This is a genomic window from Maricaulis sp. B-26, assembly GCF_056857855.1.
This window is the reverse complement of the sequence record NZ_JBSXNX010000018.1, coordinates 139,057-158,904: the sequence shown is the minus strand read 5'-3', so window position 1 is coordinate 158,904 and position 19,848 is coordinate 139,057. Positions and strand designations below refer to the sequence as shown.

General features: G+C 63.7%; 17 protein-coding genes and 1 tRNA gene. 7 read left to right on the top strand and 11 right to left on the bottom strand.

All coding sequences use genetic code 11. The features are described from left to right. Window positions 1-315: 315 nt before the first annotated feature. Window positions 316-403: transfer RNA gene (locus AC13HB_RS05775), tRNA-Ser, on the bottom strand. 132 nt (window positions 404-535) lie between these two features. Here AC13HB_RS05775 and AC13HB_RS05770 point away from each other — a divergent pair. The 7 genes from AC13HB_RS05770 to mazG all read left to right on the top strand — a co-directional run bounded on the left by AC13HB_RS05770 (window position 536) and on the right by mazG (window position 7,480). After that, a complete protein-coding gene (locus AC13HB_RS05770) occupies window positions 536-1,561 on the top strand; it encodes a septal ring lytic transglycosylase RlpA family protein (protein ID WP_482948784.1) in 1,026 nt (341 codons plus the stop codon). 119 nt (window positions 1,562-1,680) lie between these two features. Further along, window positions 1,681-2,826, top strand: a complete 1,146-nt coding sequence (locus tag AC13HB_RS05765; RefSeq protein WP_482948783.1) for a D-alanyl-D-alanine carboxypeptidase family protein — start codon at window positions 1,681-1,683, stop codon at window positions 2,824-2,826. 4 nt (window positions 2,827-2,830) lie between these two features. After that, the gene (tmk, locus tag AC13HB_RS05760; RefSeq protein ID WP_482948782.1) at window positions 2,831-3,463 is read left to right on the top strand and encodes a dTMP kinase; all 633 of its coding nucleotides are present in this window, start codon (window positions 2,831-2,833) and stop codon (window positions 3,461-3,463) included. Beyond that, window positions 3,460-4,509, top strand: coding sequence for a DNA polymerase III subunit delta' (locus AC13HB_RS05755; RefSeq protein ID WP_482948781.1), 1,050 nt, complete (start codon window positions 3,460-3,462; stop codon window positions 4,507-4,509). The genes tmk and AC13HB_RS05755 overlap by 4 nt, the downstream gene beginning before the upstream one ends. A 14-nt stretch (window positions 4,510-4,523) precedes the next feature. Further along, window positions 4,524-5,306 carry a TatD family hydrolase gene (locus AC13HB_RS05750; RefSeq protein ID WP_482948780.1) on the top strand — a complete coding sequence of 261 codons (783 nt, stop codon included), beginning with the start codon at window positions 4,524-4,526 and terminating at the stop codon, window positions 5,304-5,306. Continuing rightward, window positions 5,303-6,154, top strand: a complete 852-nt coding sequence (locus AC13HB_RS05745; protein ID WP_482948779.1) for an MBL fold metallo-hydrolase — start codon at window positions 5,303-5,305, stop codon at window positions 6,152-6,154. Before AC13HB_RS05750 ends, AC13HB_RS05745 begins: the two co-directional genes overlap by 4 nt. 501 nt (window positions 6,155-6,655) lie before the next feature. Continuing rightward, window positions 6,656-7,480 (top strand): nucleoside triphosphate pyrophosphohydrolase, encoded by an 825-nt coding sequence (mazG, locus tag AC13HB_RS05740; RefSeq protein ID WP_482948778.1) that lies wholly within the window; start codon window positions 6,656-6,658, stop codon window positions 7,478-7,480. Here the strand turns inward: mazG and hflX are convergent. From hflX to dusB, 10 genes are all read right to left on the bottom strand, one after another. After that, window positions 7,477-8,829, bottom strand: a complete 1,353-nt coding sequence (gene hflX / locus AC13HB_RS05735; RefSeq protein WP_482948777.1) for a GTPase HflX — start codon at window positions 8,827-8,829, stop codon at window positions 7,477-7,479. The genes mazG and hflX overlap by 4 nt on opposite strands. Next, complete coding sequence (hfq, locus tag AC13HB_RS05730) at window positions 8,826-9,098, bottom strand: RNA chaperone Hfq (RefSeq protein ID WP_482948776.1); 273 nt, start codon at window positions 9,096-9,098, stop codon at window positions 8,826-8,828. Before hfq ends, hflX begins: the two co-directional genes overlap by 4 nt. Window positions 9,099-9,204: 106 nt before the next feature. Further along, window positions 9,205-10,053, bottom strand: a complete 849-nt coding sequence (locus tag AC13HB_RS05725; protein WP_482948775.1) for a D-amino-acid transaminase — start codon at window positions 10,051-10,053, stop codon at window positions 9,205-9,207. Window positions 10,054-10,055: 2 nt separating this feature from the next. Further along, a complete protein-coding gene (locus AC13HB_RS05720) occupies window positions 10,056-11,453 on the bottom strand; it encodes a TrkH family potassium uptake protein (protein WP_482948774.1) in 1,398 nt (465 codons plus the stop codon). A gap of 2 nt (window positions 11,454-11,455) precedes the next feature. Next, window positions 11,456-12,829: a Trk system potassium transporter TrkA gene (gene trkA / locus AC13HB_RS05715; RefSeq protein WP_482948773.1), complete on the bottom strand. Its 1,374-nt coding sequence runs from the start codon at window positions 12,827-12,829 to the stop codon at window positions 11,456-11,458. A 21-nt stretch (window positions 12,830-12,850) separates the two neighbouring features. After that, window positions 12,851-14,239 (bottom strand): nitrogen assimilation response regulator NtrX, encoded by a 1,389-nt coding sequence (gene ntrX / locus AC13HB_RS05710; protein WP_482948772.1) that lies wholly within the window; start codon window positions 14,237-14,239, stop codon window positions 12,851-12,853. Between the two features lie 3 nt (window positions 14,240-14,242). Further along, on the bottom strand, window positions 14,243-16,456 hold the full coding sequence (locus AC13HB_RS05705) for a sensor histidine kinase NtrY-like (RefSeq protein ID WP_482948771.1): 2,214 nt from the start codon (window positions 16,454-16,456) through the stop codon (window positions 14,243-14,245). 79 nt (window positions 16,457-16,535) lie between these two features. Beyond that, a complete protein-coding gene (locus tag AC13HB_RS05700; protein WP_482948770.1) occupies window positions 16,536-17,795 on the bottom strand; it encodes a sigma-54-dependent transcriptional regulator in 1,260 nt (419 codons plus the stop codon). Between the two features lie 2 nt (window positions 17,796-17,797). Beyond that, complete coding sequence (locus AC13HB_RS05695) at window positions 17,798-18,844, bottom strand: two-component system sensor histidine kinase NtrB (protein ID WP_482948769.1); 1,047 nt, start codon at window positions 18,842-18,844, stop codon at window positions 17,798-17,800. Next, a complete protein-coding gene (gene dusB, locus AC13HB_RS05690) occupies window positions 18,841-19,836 on the bottom strand; it encodes a tRNA dihydrouridine synthase DusB (protein ID WP_482948768.1) in 996 nt (331 codons plus the stop codon). Before dusB ends, AC13HB_RS05695 begins: the two co-directional genes overlap by 4 nt. Window positions 19,837-19,848 lie beyond the last annotated feature (12 nt).

Sequence of the window (19,848 nt, the reverse complement as noted above, 5' to 3'; positions counted from 1 at the left end):
ACTTACAGCAACACTCCGGCATCAGCCGGCATCCTGCACCCCTCATACCGCCAGGCCGGAAGGTCGTGGCACTATCGGTGTTTCGTCCTCCCCCGCCGGGGGAGGTGTCCCGCAGGGACGGAGGGGGATGGTGCAGGATGAAACGCCGAATACCCCCATCGACCCGCGGCTTTGCCGCGGCCCACTTCCCCCGGCGGGGGAAGACGAAAGAGGCACTGGAAAGCGCGACTGCGCGCCGGCCCTTGTGGGCCGCCCCATCGGAGGCGTCCGCGAAGCGGACTGCCGTGAGATCAACCTGATCTTGGTTCAGGAAACTGGCGGAGGGGGAGGGATTCGAACCCCCGGAACCTCGCGGTTCAACGGTTTTCAAGACCGCCGCAATCGACCACTCTGCCACCCCTCCGGACGGGTTCAATTAGCGGGCAACCGGGCTCCATGGCAACTCCGCTCATGCAGCGGCGCGTTCACGATCATGCTTACCCTCCTTTCACCATTCCGGCATAGTGTCGAACGCTGGATGGATCGGGAGACGCATGTGCGGCTGACTTCGCTTATCGGATTGTGTGCCGGTTTCGCGCTGCTGGCGGGTTGTGCGTCCTCGCCGGACGGGTATCGCAGTTTCGACGCGTCTGCCGGCGGATCCTCACCCTATCAGGACAATTATTCCGGCCGGGGCAGCAGCTCAGGAGCGCCGGTGGATGCCGGCCGGTTCCTGGCGGCGTCGAGCGATCACCAGAAAGTGGGGCGTCCCTACCGGATCAGCGGCCGGACCTATCGGCCTGTCCGGGAAGACAATTACGATCGCACCGGCATCGCATCCTGGTACGGGCCGAACTTTCATGGCCGCTCGACCGCCAATGGCGAAACCTTCGACCAACACGCCATGACGGCGGCGCATACGACGTTGCCCATCCCCTCCATCGTCGAGGTCACCAATCTGGACAATGGCCGCAGCATTCTGGTGCGCGTCAATGATCGCGGCCCATTCGTGGACGACAGGATCATCGATCTGAGCCGGGCAGCGGCTACCGAACTCGATTATATCGGTGCCGGTCTGGCGCCGGTTCGCGTGCGTTATCTCGGCCCCGCCAGACCGAATGGCGCGCCACCGCCGCGGACGCATTACACGGGTTCGGTCCCGTCGCATGCGCGACCCCAGAGCCAGCCTGCGCCGGAGCCGGTACCCGAGCCGATCCCGCAGCCGGTCCTGCAGACAGTCGCGGCGGCCACGGCAGCTCCGGTGCAGATCGCCATGGCCGATCCGTTGCCCGCCCCGCAAGTGGCCCAACCGGCCTTGCCGCAAACGCCCGCCTACACGCCGCCGGCCGGTTCGGGCCTGACGCTCCAGATCGGTGCATTTTCCGACGCGTCGAACGCCCAGCGCTTCGCAGATCGCGTCGCCAGCGCCGGCGAGGTCTGGGTACAGGCCGGCGAGGGGGCTTCGGGCCCTGTCTACCGGGTCTATTTCGGTCAGTGGAGCGACCGAGGCGCGGCCCATGCCGCACGCGAGCAACTCGCCGATTGGGGTATTTACGACAGCCGGATCGTCGCGCTCAACTGAGACCGCGGCCCGCATCGCTGAGATGCAGGCCCGCTCGGCGCTGGACGCCATGCTCTTGCCGCGCTTTCATGGTGACCTCTTCGAACCGATCACCTGATTCTGGCCCGGGAGCCTTCGACGTGCGCGCAATTCTGGCAATTCTTCTCTTCGTGACGACAGCCGTTTCGGCCCCGTCTCTGGCCCAGTCCACCTATGAGACGGACGCCACTCACGCCGTCATCATGGATTACGAGACCGGCGAAATCCTGTTCGAGCGCAATGGCGACGAGCCGATGCCGCCGGCCTCCATGAGCAAGATGATGACCGTGCTCATGCTGGTCGAGGCGATCGAGGCTGGCTCGCTCTCGCTGGACGACGAGCTGCCGGTCTCCGAGCATGCCTGGCGCACCGGCGGTGCCGCCTCCGGCTCCTCGACCATGTTCCTGGAAGTGAACAGCCGCGTGCGAGTCGAGGATTTGCTGCACGGCATCATCGTCCAGTCGGGCAATGATGCCTGCATCGTCGTGGCCGAAGCGATCGCCGGCAGCGAGTCCGCCTTTGCCGACATGATGACCGACCGCGCGCACGAGCTTGGTCTCGAAAGCGCCAGCTTCGCCAATGCGACCGGCTGGCCCGATCCGGACCACGTGATTTCGGCTGCTGATCTCGCCCGGCTGGCGCGCATTCTCATCCAGGACCATCCGGATTTCTACGATGTCTGGGCCGAGCGCGAATTCACCTATAACGGCATCCGACAGTATAATCGCAATCCGCTGCTGGGCGTCTTCTCGGGCGCCGACGGGCTCAAGACCGGCCACACCGAAGCCAGCGGCTACGGTCTCGTCGGCTCGGCCGAGCGCGACGGCGAGCGCCGCATCATTGTCTTCAACGGGATGAACTCGAACACGGCCCGCGCCACGGAAGCCGAGCGCATGATGCGCGCCGCGCTGTCCGATTTCTCCGTCATCGATCTCTTCGAGGCCGGCGATACCGTCGAGCATGAGGCGACCGTCTTCCTCGGCGAGAGCGAGACGGTTTCACTGCGTGTGGAAGAGCCGGTCTCTGTCGGCATGCACCGCCGCGCCCGCCGCGACATGACGGTCAGCGTCAATTACGAAAGCCCGGTCCCGGCGCCGATCGCCGAGGGCGATGCAATCGCCATCCTTGTCGTCGAAGCACCCGGTATCGAGCCGCGCGAATACACACTCGTCGCTGCCGAGGATGTCGAGCAGAAGGGCCTGATGGGCCGCATCGGCGCCGCGCTTGCCCACATGATCCGGGGTTGAGCCGGTGCGCGGACGTTTCATCACGCTCGAGGGCGGAGAGGGGGCCGGCAAGACGACGCTTATCAAGGCGCTCGCAGCCTGGCTCGAATCCCAGGGGCGGGAAGTCGTCCTGACGCGTGAACCCGGCGGCACGCCCGGTGCGGAAAGCCTGCGTGAAATCCTGCTGACCGGGGCGACCGATCGCTGGTCGCCCATGACCGAAGCACTCCTGATGTATGCGGCTCGCGTCGATCACGTCGAACGACTGATCGAACCGGCGCTCGAACGCGGCGCCTGGGTCATCAGCGACCGCTTTGCGGACTCCACCTTGGCCTATCAGGGCGCCGGAGGCGGGATCGACACGGACCGTATCCGGGCCTTGCACAAGGCAGCACTGGGCGATTTCGGTCCGGATCTGACGCTGATCCTCGATCTCGATCCGAAAGTGGGCATCGAGCGCACCATCCAGCGCGGCGAGGACTCAACCCGGTTCGAACGCTTCGATGGCGGTTTCCACGCCAAGCTTCGCCAGTGTTTTCTCGATATCGCCGCCCGCGAGCCCGAGCGCTGCCTCGTCCTCGACGCGGCCGCCAGGCCTGACGAGGTCCGCAGCCGGGCCATCGATGGCATCGAGAGCCGGCTCGGCGTCAGCGCTTGAGTACCGATCCCGACATAGGCTCCGACGTCCAGCCCGGCTGCCTGGCCCCGCGGGAGCGCTATGACCTGTTCGGGCATGAGGCTGCGGAAACCGCCTTTGCCAATGCCTGGTCGAGCGGACGCCTGCATCATGCCTGGATGATCACCGGGCCGCGTGGCGTCGGCAAGGCGAGCTTCGCCTGGCGCGCCGCACGCCGTGTCCTGGGCGCCGAACCGGTCAGCGCTGACGGGGCAGGGGCGCTCGCGACGAGTCCCAATGATCCGGTGTGCAAGCTTCTCGAGGCCCAGGCCTGTCCCGATCTGCTGCTTCTGCGTCGGCCCTGGGACGACAAACGCAAACGCTGGCGGGCCGAGATCACGGTCGAGGAAGCGCGGCGTGCTCCCCACTTCTTCGAAATGAGCTCCGGCGGCGGGGGCTGGCGGGTCTGCATCGTCGATTGCGCGGACGACATGAACACCAATGCCGCCAACGCCTTGCTCAAGACGCTCGAGGAACCGCCCAAGCGCGGCGTGCTCTTCCTCGTGACCCACACACCCGGGCGCCTTCCGGCCACGATCCGCTCGCGTTGCCGGCGCCTCGATCTGAGGCCGCCCTCAGTGGCGGACACGGCGGCCTGGCTTCAGAAAAGCGGCGGGGTGACGACCGAAGCCGAGGCGATGGCGGCATCCGAACTCGCCCATGGCGCACCGGGCCGGGCACTCTCGCTCAGCGTTGCCGGCGGCGTCGGTCTTGCCCGCGATGTCGATACCATCGTGTCGAAAGGCGCGATCGCGAATGAAGCGGAAATGCGCCGCCTCGCAGAGCGCGTCTCGGCCAAGGGCAAGGAGGATCTGCGCAGTCTCTTCTATGAGGCGCTGGCCAATGCGATGCGCAAACAGGCCCGCAGTCTCGCTGGTCATGGCGGCGATAGCGAACCCTGGCTGAATGCCTGGCGAGACCTCAACCGCCTTGTCCGCGACAGCGATGCGCTTTATCTCGACGCCAAGCAAAGCGCCTTGGCTGCGCTCGGGCTCGCCCGGGACGCGGCGCGCAAGGCGAAAGCCTGACACCGGGACCCAGCATGCTGATCGACAGTCACGTCAATTTACATGGCGAGCAGTTCGCCGATGACCTCGATGCCGTGATCGAGCGCGCCCGCGAGGCCGGGATCGGCCGGATGATCACGATTTGCTGCCAACTCTCGGATTTCGAAGCCGTTTCCTCGATCGCTGAGCGATATGAAGATATCTGGTGCACGATCGGCGCGCACCCGCACCATGCCAAGGACCGGCCCGACATCACGGCTGAGGAACTCGTAGAAATCGCTCAGCATCCTAAAGTCGTCGGGATTGGCGAGACGGGCCTGGACTTTCACTACGGCTACAGCCCGCGCGCGGACCAGTTCGCCAGTCTGCTGGCTCATGTCGAGGCCGCCCGGCGGACCGATCTGCCACTCATCCTGCATACCCGCGAGGCCGACGATGCCATGGCCGACCTGCTGGAGGCGGAAATGGGAAAGGGGGCGTTCCGACCTTTGCTTCACTGCTATACCGGCGGCGCCGGTCTCGCCCGGCGTGCCGCCGCACTCGGCGCCTATTTCGCCGCATCCGGGATCGTCACCTTCAGGAAGGCCGAGGATGTCCGCGCGGTCTTCCGCGATACCGTTCCGGACGATCGCGTCATCGTCGAGACGGACTGCCCGTATCTCGCGCCGGTTCCGCATCGAGGCAAGCGCTGTGAGCCGGCCTTCCTGCCTGACGTGGCTCGCGGTCTGGCCGCTGTGAAGGGGTGGAGTGAGGCGGAGTGCGCCGAGAAGACGACGGACGCCTTCTTCCGACTGTTCGACCGCGTGCCGCGCCCATGACCCGTATCGTCCGCCTCACGCTTCTGGGCACCGGCTCCTCCGGAGGCGTTCCGCGCGCCAATGGCGATTGGGGGCTGTGCGATCCTTCCAATCCGAAAAATCGCCGCCGCCGCTGTTCGGCGCTCGTCGAGGGCGCTTCAAGCCTGGCGGAGCTCGAAGCCGGCGAAGCCGTCACGCGTGTCGTGATCGATACATCGCCGGATTTCCGCGAGCAGATGCTGTCCGCCGCCGTCCGGCGGATCGACGGCGTAGTGATGACTCACGACCATGCCGACCAGACGCATGGCATCGACGATCTGCGCGCATTTGCCTATCTGCAGCGCCAGCGTATCCCGGTGTGGATGGACGCGCCGACCGAAGCCAGTCTGACCACCCGTTTCGGCTATACGTTCGAAACGCCGCCCAACTCAGGCTATCCGCCGATCCTCGACAAACGTCCCATGAGCGCGTGCGGAACACCGGTCTCTATCGATGGGCCGGGCGGTGTGATCGAGTTGATTCCGTTCGACCAGGAGCACGGTCGAATCCGCGCGCTCGGTTTCAGGATCGGCAATCTTGCGTACTCGGCCGACATCAACGCGCTGCCTGATGACAGCGCCACGATCCTGGACGGTATCGGGTGCTGGGTGGTCGACGCCTTGCGTCATGAACCGCATCCGACGCATTTCAATCTCTCCGACGCACTGGACGCTCTCGAACGCGTTTCGGCGGGTATGGGCGTGCTGACCAACCTCCACAACACGCTCGACCATACCGAGCTGAGTCGTGATCTCCCGGATCATGTCGTTGCCGGCCATGACGGCTTCCGCATCCTCGATCTCGAAGGGTCGATCGAGCTCGACGCCTGATATCCCAGCGATGCTGCAGCTATCTCAGAGCCCGCCCGAATTTCTCATAATATTCATTATGCGCTCTATTGATGTCCCTCAGACACATCCGAGCGTGCGGGCCCTATTCTGTGAGAACCGACATTTCGGTCGCTATTTCCGCCGCTTGATGAAGGCGGTTTAACATCTGCCCGAATTGAAATCCTGGTTCGCGCGGTATGGGAAGTCGCTTCTCTCTTCCTGCTTGAAGTATCCGTCGGGGACGAAAATGCCTTGAAGCGATTTTACTTGCGACGGCGCGGCTCGCTGGTGACGAACTGTCTCTTGTCTCGTACTCGGGCCTGGTCTTGACCATGGCAAAGAGACATCTCGTTGGAAAAGCCGCAATTGCGCTGGCAGTTGGCGGCCCTAAGTTCGTCAGAGCCATAATCGTCACGACTGCCCTCGCCATAGGCAGGGCGTTTATGATCGGCTATGCCAAGCATTCGCCCGAATCGACCTGTCAGCCCTTACGGATCAACCATGCCCGCACCCGACGCCGCCCTGCCGCCTATGGAACGCCTTATCGCCATCATGGCGAAGCTGAGAGACCCCGATGGCGGCTGCCCCTGGGATCTGGAGCAGGACTTCAAGTCGATCGCGCCCTATACGATCGAGGAAGCCTACGAAGTCGCGGATGCGATCGAGCGGAACCATTTCGCCGAGCTGAAAGACGAGCTCGGTGACTTGCTCCTCCAGGTCGTCTTCCACGCGCGCATGGCCGAGGAAGGCTCGCTCTTTGACTTCAACGATATCGTCGAGGCCATCAACGACAAGATGATCCGCCGGCATCCGCACGTCTTCGGCGACGCGGAGACGCGCGATACCGAGACGCAGACCATCGAATGGGAGGCCATCAAGGCCGAGGAACGCGCCGCGCGCGACAAGGGCGAAAGCGTGCTCGACGACGTACCGATCGCCCTTCCCGCTCTCAAACGGGCCCAGAAGCTCCAGAAGCGGGCCGCAACGGTCGGCTTCGACTGGCCGGAAGCATCGCGTGTGCTGGATAAGGTCGATGAGGAACTCGCAGAAGTACGCGAGGCCATGGTGGGCGGGAATGCAAATGAAATCGCTGAGGAGATCGGGGATTTGATGTTCGTTTGCACGAACTTGGGCAGAAAACTTGATGTGGATGTCGATGCCGCAACACGCAGCGCCAATGCCAAGTTCGAGCGCCGCTTCCGCCATATCGAGACGCGCCTCGCCGATGAGGGCCGCGCGATGAGCATGACCACCCTCGAGGAGATGGAATCGCTCTGGGATGAAGCCAAGGGGATCGAAAAGGACGGAAAGACCGTCAGCGCCTAGAACTCGTCATCGTCCTGCATCTCGCCAATCCCTTGCGGGACTGCGATATCAGGGAATTGCGAGCGGAAACGGCCCGCTTCTGCCGGCGCCAGCCGAACCTGGATCCGGCTTGAGCCGGTTTCCGGATCAATTTCGGAATCAAGTATCTCGCCATTCTCGTGCAACCAGGCGAGCGCCCGCGCCTGGTGCGGCGCAATGGTGACGTGCAGCACTTCCTGATCGGCGGTCAGCGCCGTCTCGACCGCCTCGACCAGAATGTCGATGCCCGTCCCCGTGACGGCGGACATGGGGATCTTGACGCGGCGCCCCGCCTTCAGATTGGCGATGTCGGCCCGAAAGGCGAGGTCTTCTACCGCCTCGACATCGAGGCGGTCGGCCTTGTTCCAGGCCTCGATCATGGTCTGTTCATGCTGCGGCCCGGCCTCGATGGCGTCCAGCACACCCTCGACATCCTTGATCCGCCCCTCGTGGTCGGGATCAGACGCATCGATCACGTGTACGAGAAGATCGGCCTCCCTGACCTCTTCGAGAGTCGCCCGGAAGGCGGCGATGAGTTCGGTGGGCAAATCCGTGATGAACCCCACCGTATCGGAGAGCAGGAGCCGCGTCCCGCTGGGCAGGTCCAGCGCTCGAACGGTCGGGTCCAGCGTGGCGAATGGCATGTCCTGGGCGAACACCCCTGCCCCGGTCAATTTGTTGAAAAGCGTGGATTTTCCGGCGTTCGTATAGCCGACCAGCGCCACGGTCGGAAACGGGACATCCTGGCGCTTTGCGCGATGCAGGCTGCGTGTTCGCCGGACCTCGTCGAGCTGACGGCGAAGTTTCGCCATTTTCTCGTTGAGCAGCCGGCGGTCGGTCTCGATCTGGGTTTCGCCAGGTCCGGCGAGAAAGCCCCGGCCACCACGCTGGCGCTCCAGGTGGGTCCATGTCCGAACAAGGCGCGACCGCTCGTAAGCGAGGCGGGCAAGCTCGACCTGGAGATCGCCTTCCTTGGTACGCGCGCGCTGGCCGAAGATTTCCAGGATCAGCCCGGTCCGGTCGACGACCTTCACTTTCCAGGCATTCTCGAGATTGCGCTGCTGGATGGGCGACAGCGCGGCGTCGATCACCGCGACATCGGCGTCGGCCGTTTCAATACGTTGTTTGAGTTCGTCCAGTTTGCCCCGGCCGAAATAGCGCCCGGCATCAATCTTTCGAACAGGTACGATAAAAGCCTCGGCCACGACGAGGTCGAGCGCTTCTGCGAGGCCGTTCGCTTCTTCAAGGCGCGCATCGGCGCGCGCCATGGCCATGCGATCGGCCGGATGTATGACAATGGCGCGCGATACCGGCGCCTCGCGCTCGATCAATCCGCAGCGCTCTCTTCGGTTTCGTCCTCGTCCGCCTTGTCCGTCTCGAACAACTGCACCGGCGCAGCCGGCATGATCGTCGAGATGGCGTGCTTGTAGACGAGCTGAGACAGCCCGTCCCGGCGAAGCAGGACACAGAAGTTATCGAACCAGGTGACAACGCCCTGAAGCTTGACGCCATTGACGAGGAAAATCGTCAATGGGGTTTTCGTCTTGCGCACAGAGTTCAGGAAGACATCCTGCAGGTTTTGTTTCTTATCGTGCGACATGGTGGCTCCACAAAGGTCGCTTTCGTCAGCGATTCTTGCCCTACCGTATACAGTCCTTGTGCTACGCTGCAACCGTCTCATTTCTCTGGCAAAGACGGAATGCAGCCTAGGCCTTTGCTAGATATGCCTCACGAAGCGCGATCGCCATCGAGCCGGGGGCTCCATTCGCGATTGTCTTGTCGTCGATAGCGACGACCGGCGTGACGAAAGTGGTGGCCGAGGTCATGAAGCATTCGCGAGCCTTCAGCGCCTCCTCGACAGTAAAGGTGCGTTCCTCGACCGGATAGTCGAGCGCCGCCGCACAGGCCAGTACGGTCGCTCGCGTGATGCCGTGGAGAATGTCATGGGTCGCCGGGTGGGTGACGAGAATACCGTCAGCCGTGACGATCCAGGCATTGGTCGAACTGCCTTCCGTCACCCGCCCGTCTGCATCGACCTGCCACGCCTCGAAGGCACCCGCCTCCCTCGCTGCCTGTTTCGCGAGAACGTTGGGAAGCAGGTTCACGGTCTTGATATCGCAGCGCGCCCAGCGCTGGTCGGGCACCGTAATCACCTTCGCGCCGGCGGAGGCCCGCCTCGCCGCAGCATCGAAATCGACCCGCTTGGTCGTCAGGACAAGTGTGGGCTGTATGCCGGTTGGAGGAAAAGCATGGTCGCGCCGGGCCTGCCCGCGAGACACCTGAAGATAGATCAGACCCGATCGAACTCGATTTCGTCTCAGCAATTCCCGCATCACCAGGCGCAGCGCGGCTTCCGATTTCGGTATCGAGATCCGCAGCTCTCCCAACGAACGCTGGAGGCGCGCGAAATGCCCGTCGGCATCGAGCAAGCGGCCATCCCGGACACTCCAGACTTCATACACGGCGTCGCCGAACTGGAAGCCGCGGTCCTCGATATGAACGGCCGCATGGGCATGGGGAACGAAGCGACCATTGACATAAGCAAATCGTGACACGGCTATTTCCTGATGAAGATGGCCCAGATGGCGCCGAGCGCCGCGAGAACCTCCAGCCGCCCCAGAATCATGGCGGCAATAAGGAAGGTCTTGCCTCCAGCGGTTATATCGCGCCAGCCGCCCTCGACCTGATCATAGAGCGGACCGGTATTGGAAAGCGCCGATGCGGTCGCGAGAAAACTGTTTTCGAAAGGCACATCGCTAACCGCCAGCAGTATCCCGCCTATTCCCAGGCAGGCGGCAAAGCCGAGGACGTAGGCCCAGATTCCGATCAGCGATCCGTCCCTCGCCGGCCGGTCGCGAAAACGCACGGGCACGACGCTCGACGGATCCGACAGCACGGCGAGTTCCGATCCCATCCGCTGCCAGAGAAGGAGGATGCGGGAGACTTTGATCCCGCCCGTGGTCGAAGCCGCCGCGCCCCCGATCAGGGCCGCGAATACTGCGCCGAGAATGACCGGAGAGGGATCCCCGGACGCGCTGTAGCCCGCCGTGGTTACGATAAAGAGCGCATCGAGCGCATGCGTGATGATGTGGTTCTGATCGGCAAGGGCATAGAGAAGCGTGAGGCCGGCGATCAGAGCTGCAATCCCGGCGATGTCCGGATCTCGGAAGGCCATGCGATCGCGCAGTGCGTCCCAGAACAGGGAGATATTCATCGCTCCGACGAGACAGCCGATCGCCACCCACATGGTCGAAACCGGGCCGATCGTTGAAACCAGACTGCCTTCATAGGGCGTATATCCGCTCGTCGAGATCGAACCGAGCGCGAGGACGGTGGCATCGAAAAGATCGTTTCCGGAAAACAGAAGCCCGAGCCAGATAAAGGCGGTGAGGACCGCATAGACGATTCCGACGCGACGTGCGGCTTGCGGAAGGTGTGAGAAAACGCTGCGCGGACGGATCGTGAGGATCGACGAACGCCGGATCACGGGAATTTCCCGGTCCAGTGCCGCGAAGACACCGATCGCGAGGAGCAAGGTCGCATACCCGCCGAGCCAGGCCAGAAGTGCCCGCCAGAAGATCAGCGACCGCGGCAGATCGCCTTCCGGCAACAAGGTCGCACCGGTCGTCGTTACCGCCGAATAGGCCTCGAAGAGAGAGTCCAGCGGATCGAAATATCCCGTCAGCCAGAAGGGCAGTGCCGCAACAGCCGGCGTCGTGACCCAGGCGAGAAAGGCAAGGCCCAGCGCATCAAGGGCGCTCGCGCCGGTTTTGAAGCCATTGGTCGCCGCCAAAACAAGGCCACCCGGCACAAGGGCCATCCCGGCCGTCATGGCGAAGAAGGGGGCGAGATGCGGCTCGCCGACCGCCGCAGCCGTGATCGCGGCGATCATGGCCACGAAGGCGACCAGCACCCAGAGTGCGCCGAGCGGACGAAGCAGTGCCGCGAGCGACATGGCTAGAAATACTCGAGGCTGACGCGGAACAGGTGTTCGACCTTCGGGATGAGCGCCGTATTGCAGAACAGCAGTATCCGGTCATTTTCCCGGATTTTCCCCTCATCGCAGGGTAAGATGACCTTGTTGCCACGTACGATAGCGCCCAGAGCGACGCCATCCGGCAATTCGAGCTCGTCCAGCGGTTTGCCGACCAATGGCGACGTGGAAAGTGCGATTCCCTCAAGGGCCTCGGCCTGCCCGCCCCCCAGGCTCTGGAGACCTGTGATGCGACCGCGCCGAATATGCTGGAGGATGGTCGAAACCGTCGTCGCGCGCGGATCGATCAGAACGTCGATACCGAGCGGTTCGCGGAGATCTTCGAAGGCCTTCTCATTGATCAGGCTGAGAGCACGCTCGGCCCCTTCCCGCTTGGCCATCACAGCCGACAGCATGTTCACCTTGTCGTCATTGGTGACGCAAACCACCAGCTCCGCCTTGGAAACGCCGGCTTCGTGCATGATTCTCGAACTCAGCCCGTCGCCATGCAAAACGACGGTCTTCTTGAGGCGTTCGGCCGCGGCTTCGGCCTTGCCCTTGTCGGCTTCTATAAGTCGGACCTTCACGCCGCCGGCGCGCTCGAGGGCCCGCGCGACATAAACACCGATATTGCCCGCACCCACGACCACCACCCGGCGAATGGCTTCGGTGGTCCGGCCGAAAATATCCAGAATACGGCGGACCTGCGCACTCTCCGTAACGACATACACGTCATCGCCCGGAAGAAGCGGGTCGTTGGCCTTGGGGATGAAAAGCGTCTGCTCGCGCTGAACCCCGACGACTGCGAGACGCAGATCGGGGAAGAGCTCCATGACCTGCTCTGTCGTCGAACCGGCCACGGGGGAGCTCTCCTCCAGCCGCAGACCGAGGAGCTGTACGCGGCCGCCCGAGAAGACGGCTGTATTGAACGCGCCCGGCGTCTCCACGCGCTGCAGGATGGCACGACCGACTTCCAGTTCCGGCGAGATGACCACATCCACGGGCAGATTGCCGGTGTTGAACAGGTCCGCCCAGGCCGGATCCAGGTAGTTCTGGGCGCGAACACGAGCGATCCGCATCGGCGTCGCAAAGAGCGAATGTGCCACCTGGCAGGCAATCATGTTGGTTTCGTCGGAATGCGTGACCGCTACGAGGAGGTCTGCCTCCTTCGCCCCCGCACGCTCGAGCACGTCCGGATGCGAGCCGTGGCCCACGACTCCGCGGACGTCCAGATCCGTCACGACACGGTCCACAAGCTCGGTCGACCAGTCGACCACGGTCACCGCATTGCCCTCACGGGCCAAGGCTCGTGCGATGCCCACTCCGACCTGGCCGGCTCCGCAAACGATCGCTTTCATGATGTTTCCACCTGACTGGCGCTAGGCAACGCTGTCGCGCTGCGAATTGCCCACGCCGAGAGATTTGAGCTTCCGGTGCAGGGCCGAGCGCTCCATGCCGATAAAGGCCGCCGTGCGGGAGATGTTTCCCCCGAAACGATCGATCTGTGCCTTGAGATATTCACGCTCGAAATTCTCCCGCGCTTCACGCAGAGACAAGGCGATCATGCGCTCGGCGTCAAACCCGACATCCTGGTTTTCCCGGGTCACGACTTCGGACGGCAGCGATTCCAGTGTGATCGGCTCGCTTTGAGAACCGGTCGAGAGGATGAGCAGACGCTCGATATTGTTCCGGAGCTGGCGAACATTGCCCGGCCAGCCATGTGCCTGCAGCGCGGCCATGACGTCATCTGCAAACTCGCGCGGTGGCAAGCCCGCCGACGCTGTCAGTCGGGTCACGAAATGGGTGACCAGTTCCGGAATATCTTCGCGCCGCTCGGCAAGCGGCGGCACGGTCACCGGTACGACGGCGAGGCGATGGTAGAGGTCCTCGCGGAAACGCCCTTCTGCAATGCGTCCATGCAGGTCCTGGGCGGTGCTGGAAATCACCCTCACATTGACCTGGACATCCTCGGCACCCCCGACGCGTCGGAAGCGTTGCTCGACGAGGAGGCGAAGCAGTTTGCTTTGGGTATCCGAAGGCATGTCGGCGATTTCGTCGAGATAGAGCGTGCCGCCATGGGCGCGCTCGAGAAGACCGACATGCTTGACCGATCCATCCTCATTTTCCCGGCCGAACAATTCCTCGTCCACCATTTCCGGTGCCATACCCGGCGCGCTCACCGCAACGAAGTCACCGACCGCGCGCGGAGATTTTTCATGGATCAGGCGTGCCACCAATTCCTTGCCGGCACCTGACGGTCCGGTGATCAGGACGCGGCTGTTTGTCGGCGCAACGCGCTCGATCAGCTGCCGGACCTGGGCGATCCCGCTCGACTCGCCGATCAGCGTGTTCTGCGCATCCGTGCGAGCCCGCAGCTGCGCATTCTCGCTCCGCAGACGACTGGTCTCCAGCGCGCGGGCAACGGTTAGCAGAAGTTTGTCGCTCTTGAATGGCTTCTCGATGAAATCGTAGGCGCCCTTGCGGATCGCGGCGACCGCAGTCTCGATCGTGCCATGCCCGGAGATCACGATCACAGGGAGATCGGGATCGAGAGCCCGGAACTCGTCGAGTAGCTCGATCCCGTCCAGCCGACTGCCCTGCAGCCAGACGTCGAGAACGACCAGGGAAGGCTTGCGGGCCCGTATCTCCCGCAGCGCGCCATCGGCATCGGCCGCCTCGCGCGTTTCGTACCCGTCATCCTCGAGCAAACCGCCAATCAGCTCGCGGATATCCGCCTCATCATCGACGATCAGGATGTCACGTGCCATGACTTACGCCTCCTCTTGGGTCTGGAGCACGGTTTCGGATTCGTCCGCCAGCGGGAAGACAAGGCGGACAACCGCCCCCTGCCCGCTTGGCGGAACGTCAAGCTCCAGACGCCCCTTGTGGTCTTCCATTACGCGCCTGACGATCGCGAGACCGAGACCGGTCCCCTTCTCGCGGGTCGTCATGTAGGGCTCGGTCAAACGCTCGCGGTTGGCCGTCGGCCAACCCAGCCCGTTATCGCTTACCTCGATCACCGCAAATCCGTTGTCTTCGGACAATGAGACGGTGATCGCGCCCGGCGCACCGTCCTTGTCCATCCGGGCGCTCACACTCTCTGCGGCATTCTTCAGAATGTTCGCCAGGGCCTGGCTCGAAAGCCGCGCATCACACAGCGCATGAACAGCTGCATCGGGCTGGTCGAAACGAACATCGATCTCGGACGACGCCACGCGCTGGGCGAACACGGCCGATTTCACCAGATCGCGCATCTCGACCCGCTCGACCTTCGGCTGCGGCATGCGCGCAAAGGAAGAAAACTCGTCGACCATACGGCCGATATCATTGACCTGTCGGACGATCGTCTCGGTGCAGCGGTCGAAGGTCTCGATATCGCTGGTGATGTCCTTGCGGTACTTTCGCCGGATGCGTTCGGCCGACAGCTGGATCGGAGTGAGCGGGTTCTTGATCTCGTGGGCGATCCGGCGCGCGACTTCCCGCCAGGCGGCGTTGCGTTGGGCGGTCACGAGACGGGTCACATCGTCGAAGGTGATGACCAGACCCGCCTCCTCGTCCATAGAGGCGCGGACGGTCAAATGCCGGATCTGTTCGTCGTCGGTGCGAAGATCCAGCTGGGCTTCCGCCACGGCGCCCGGACGGCGGCGCGCTTCCTTGACGATATCCGAAAGCTCCGGTGTTACCTCGTCGATGTTGACGCCGATCAGGTCCTGCGTACCGGGCGACAGCATGCCGATTGCGGAGCGGTTGATGAGCGTGACATTGTCCTGCCCATCGAGACCGATGACGCCCGCGCGGACACCGGCGAGAATGGCCTCGATAAAAGCCCGGCGCTTCTCGGATTCCGCGTGCGACTCGATCAACTCTCGCCGCTGGCTGCGCAATTGCCGGGTCATCCGGTTGAACGCCCGGCCCAGCGCGGCGATTTCGTCGTCCTCACGGCCCATCTGGACCCGGGCATCCAGATCGCCGCGGCGGACTCGTTCGGCGGCTCCGACGAGACGCGATATCGGCGTTACGACGCGGGTCGCTGCCGTCAATGCCAGCCAGATGGCTCCGATCAGGATCAGCGCGGCCACCTCAAGATAGAGGACGAAGAATGTGGTGCGGATCTCGCCTTCCTGCTGCGTCACGCGCCGCAGCGAAATTCGCGCATCTTCCATGCTCCGGAAGAGATCCATGTCGAATTCCTGCGACACATAGAGGAAGGCGTCTTCATAAGCATCGAGCCGGTAGAGAACCCCCATTACATCGGTCCCCACCGGCGTAAACTCCGGAGTGGTGACGACAGGATTCCCATCCGCGGCCAACTCGTAAAGCCGCGGAGATGGCGGCGTGTAGGATTCGTTTTCCCGGAACTGAGTGCGGGCGAGCAGGGTACCTCGGCCATCGACGATATAGGCCGCGTTGAAGCCCCTCTCTGCCGCCTGCGCGCTAAGATACTGCACGTAGCGGATGCGGCTTGAAGTGAAGGCTTCGACCGCACCCTCGCTAGACAGGTCCGATGCCATCGCAACGATTCTCGCGGAGGCTCGGTTCGCTTCTCGCACGTAAATATCGTAGGCGCCCTCGGAAACGCCATCGACCAGGGTTCCGATACGTTCGCCGAACCAGTAATCGACGCCGCGGTTGAGGACGGCTCCGAGGAAAAGCGCTGAGATGACCGCCGGCGCTGCCGCCGCAATCGAAAATAGCGCCACGAATCTGAGGTGAAGGCGCGGCGTCGGCTCGCCGAAGCGTCGCGCCTTGAGGCGCCGGAAGAAACGAACCCCGACGACGGCCGCCAGGCCCATGATCAGGACAGCATTGCCGACCAATATTCCAAGCGCTGTCCGGTCGCCGGGCTGCAGATAGCCTCCCTCGCCCAGAAAGCCGAGTGCCGTTAAGGTCAACAGAGCGAGGGATACGAAGAAACCGATGCCGAACAGCCCAGCGGACCGCGGCGAAATATTGCGGATCAGCGTCTTCGTCGAACTCTGTGGCAAACCCCACCTCGAACCTTGCAACGCAGCAACATTACCTGTGAGTTGCACAAAATCAACAAGAGTGTTTCTCCAGCAACAGTCAGCTATCGCCCTCACCCAGCTCGTTAAGCCTGCGAGCCAGCGTGTTCCGGTTTAAGCCAAGCAATTCCGCGGCTTTGGACCGATTGCCCCCGCAGCGGTCGAGGGCTTGCCGGAACAGAGCCCGGTCTACGGCATCCATGGCCAGCTGGCGCGCATCCGGTGCGGACAGGGCCGAAGCCGCAATTGCGTTGGCATGCAAGTCCAACTCGTCCCGCAACTCGGTAGACTCCGTCCGGAAGGCGTCGATGACATCGGGCAGATTGGCGACATTGCCTCGCGTGCCCAGCGCCAGGCGAGAAAGCACAGAGCGGAGTTCGACCACATTGCCGGTCCAGGGCGAGTTGGCCAAATAGTCTTCGGCCTCGCTGGACAGACGGACCGCATCCTGTTTGTCGCGGCGCGCAAACTGCGTGAGAAAAGCTGCGCAAAGCACCGGAATATCGCTGCGCCTTTCCCGCAAGGGCGGCACGGAAATGATGCATTCGCTCAATCGGGATACGAGCCGCGCGTCGAGCGGTGCGTCTGGAGCCTGGGACGCCGTCGCGATGACCCGGCCTGATCCGGCGTCCAGGGCATCGCGGGCCGCACGCTGCTGTTGAGCACTCCATTCCTCCAGTCTCAGCCAGACCACCTGACCGGCGGCCTGCGTGGAGCCGAAAATCTCCGCGACCGAGTTGGAGGGCGTTACGACAGAGGCATCGTCCGATGCGATTCCACGCGCTCGCAATAGGGCTTCGGCGGCCTGCCGCTTACCCACACCCGGCTCGCCGGTGATCATGACATGGGCCTGGCTCGTCGCTGCCCTCGCGATCGCCTTGAAGGCTGACTGCATGGCAGCCGATTGACCGATAAACCCGGTCGGTTCCTCGACGGTCCGGCTGCGATGTCCACCCGCGGCCTCGCCCAGCGCCGCGGCGACCGTATCTAGCATGTCATCGAGATCGAACGGTTTGGGCAGATATTCGTAAACCCCGCCCTTCGCAGCCCCGATGGCCGTACTCGCCGTCGCCTGCGCGCTCATCACGATAACCGGCATACTCGGGCGCAGCCGATGAACCAGACCCAGATTTTCAAGGAAATTCCGGCCGTCCAGAAGGACATCCGCGAGCAGGAGGTCGCCCTCGCCATTGCGAATCCAGCCAAGCGCGGTTTCAGTCGAAGCCGTCGCACGCACCTGATATCCTGCCGTACCCAATGCGCGAGACAGGATCAGTTTGAGGCTCTCATCGTCTTCCAGAAGCAGGATACGGGCACTCAAATTCAGTTCTCCCTGGCCACGGGCAGTCGCAAATTGAATCGGGTGTCGCCAGGCACGCTCTCATAGTCCAGCTGGCCGCCATGCAGGGCGGCGATACGGGCCGAAAAGGCGAGACCGAGCCCTTCGCCCGCAGGCTTGGTCGTCACGAACGGCGTGAATATACCGGGTCCGAGCGTGTCGGGGATACCGGGGCCGTTATCGCGTACGACGAGGACGAGCGGTGCCGGATCTGCGCCGGTCCGGCTACGCGGCCCCGCATCGAACCGCGTCTCCACGCGGATGACCGGGTGCTCGACGCCCGAAACCGCATCCACGGCATTCTGAAGCAGATTGAGTACGGCCTGAAGAAGCAGGTCGCGATCACCGGAAAATTCCGGGAGAGACGGGTCGAAATCTTCCGCCACGCGACGCTCGACCGCCGGATTTGCTCGCCCCAGGCTGGCGACCGCATCCACTGCGATCCGGTTCAGACTGAGGCGCGAGGTATCGCCCATACGGATATCGCCGACGCGGCTCCAGTGGTCTGCGAGACGCGTAATCCGGTCGACATCCTCGACGATCATGGCCGCTAGCTGGCGCGCGGCATCAGGATCGCCCTCGCGGCGGATAAGCTGGGCGGCGCCCCTTACGCTGGCCAAGGGATTCTTGAGTTCGTGCGCCAGCATGCGGCCGAAACCGAGCGCCGGCGCCTCCGATGCCCGCGATCCCAGCTCGGTATGAGGCAGGACAGACACGACAAGTTCAGGCACCTCATCGGTCCAACGCACATGCACGTCCTGCAGTCGGGACGTCCCGAGCCCTCTCCCGAGCGCGACAACGGTGCGCTGGCTGGACCGAGCCTGGTCGACGATCTCCATCAACTGGCCGCAACTACGCGAATGCTCCGCGAACCGTCCCCTGCGAAGATGGCGCGCGGAAAGGCCCAGCCACTCCTCCGCCTGCGTGTTTGCCCAGAGAAAGCCGCCATCACGATCGAAGGCCAGCAATGGAAGCGCGGCCTGTTCGGCGGCCCGCTCAGCCGGCGAGCTGGCTGAGGCCTTCTGCGTCATGCGACCGCCCGGTCCTCGGGCACACGCAGACGATCGATCATGCGATGAATGTCCGCAGGCGCTTCGCTCCGGCAGAGCACGCCCTTAGCGGCCCGGCACCAGTCGGGATCGCGCCCGGCGCACTCGAGATCGACGAAGCTGGCGAAATGCTTGCGCATCATACGGATGCCCAATCCCTCGCCGTAAAGGTCCAGGGCGTCGCCGAATTGTTCTCCGAGGGCGTCGATCTTGTCGCTCCAGGCGGTCTCCGGCGCCTGGCCCAGCAATTCAGCCCCGATCTCTCCGACCAGCCAGGGTCGGCCTTGTGCGGCGCGACCGATCATGACGGCGTCGGCGCCCGATTGCGCGAGCGCTTCACGCGCTTCGGCTGCGGATGTGATGTCGCCATTGACCGTGAGCGGCAAACGGCTGGCCTTGCGCACCGCCCTGACCGCGGCCCAGTCAGCCTCGCCCTTGTAGAATTGCTGCCGGGTCCGGCCGTGCACCGTCAGCGCCTGCACGCCGGCACTTTCCGCCCGGCGGGCCAATTCCGGCGCATTGATGCTGTCATGGTCCCAGCCGAGCCGCATTTTCAGCGTGACGGGAACATCGACGCTGGCCACCACTGCATCGATGAGGGTCATGGCATGGTCCAGATCGCGCATCAGGGCGGAGCCTGACAGGCCTTTCGTGACCTGGCGGGCCGGACAGCCCATATTGATATCGACGATCTCGGCACCGGCATCGACCGCGATCCTGGCCCCCTCGCCCATCCAGCGAGCCTCGCGGCCGGCCAGCTGGATCACGCAGGGAGACAGCGAGGCATCGAGCGCAGCCTTGCGCACCATGTCGACGCGGCCCCGGGCCAGGGCGTCGCTGGCGACCATTTCCGAGACGACCATGCCCGCCCCGAAGCGCTGGGCCTGGCGGCGAAAGGGCAGGTCCGTTACCCCGGACATCGGCGCGAGTATGGCCGGAATCGTGATGTCGTGGGAGCCGATGGAAAAGCGCATGCGTCTGGACAA

Coding starts and splice junctions, on each gene's coding strand:
- AC13HB_RS05750 (WP_482948780.1), top strand. CDS start 4,524: ATGCTGATCGACAGTCACGTCAATTTACATGGCGAGCAGTTCGCCGAT.
- AC13HB_RS05745 (WP_482948779.1), top strand. CDS start 5,303: ATGACCCGTATCGTCCGCCTCACGCTTCTGGGCACCGGCTCCTCCGGA.
- mazG (WP_482948778.1), top strand. CDS start 6,656: ATGCCCGCACCCGACGCCGCCCTGCCGCCTATGGAACGCCTTATCGCC.
- hfq (WP_482948776.1), bottom strand. CDS start 9,098: ATGTCGCACGATAAGAAACAAAACCTGCAGGATGTCTTCCTGAACTCT.
- AC13HB_RS05720 (WP_482948774.1), bottom strand. CDS start 11,453: ATGTCGCTCGCGGCACTGCTTCGTCCGCTCGGCGCACTCTGGGTGCTG.
- trkA (WP_482948773.1), bottom strand. CDS start 12,829: ATGAAAGCGATCGTTTGCGGAGCCGGCCAGGTCGGAGTGGGCATCGCA.
- ntrX (WP_482948772.1), bottom strand. CDS start 14,239: ATGGCACGTGACATCCTGATCGTCGATGATGAGGCGGATATCCGCGAG.
- AC13HB_RS05695 (WP_482948769.1), bottom strand. CDS start 18,844: ATGACGCAGAAGGCCTCAGCCAGCTCGCCGGCTGAGCGGGCCGCCGAA.
- dusB (WP_482948768.1), bottom strand. CDS start 19,836: ATGCGCTTTTCCATCGGCTCCCACGACATCACGATTCCGGCCATACTC.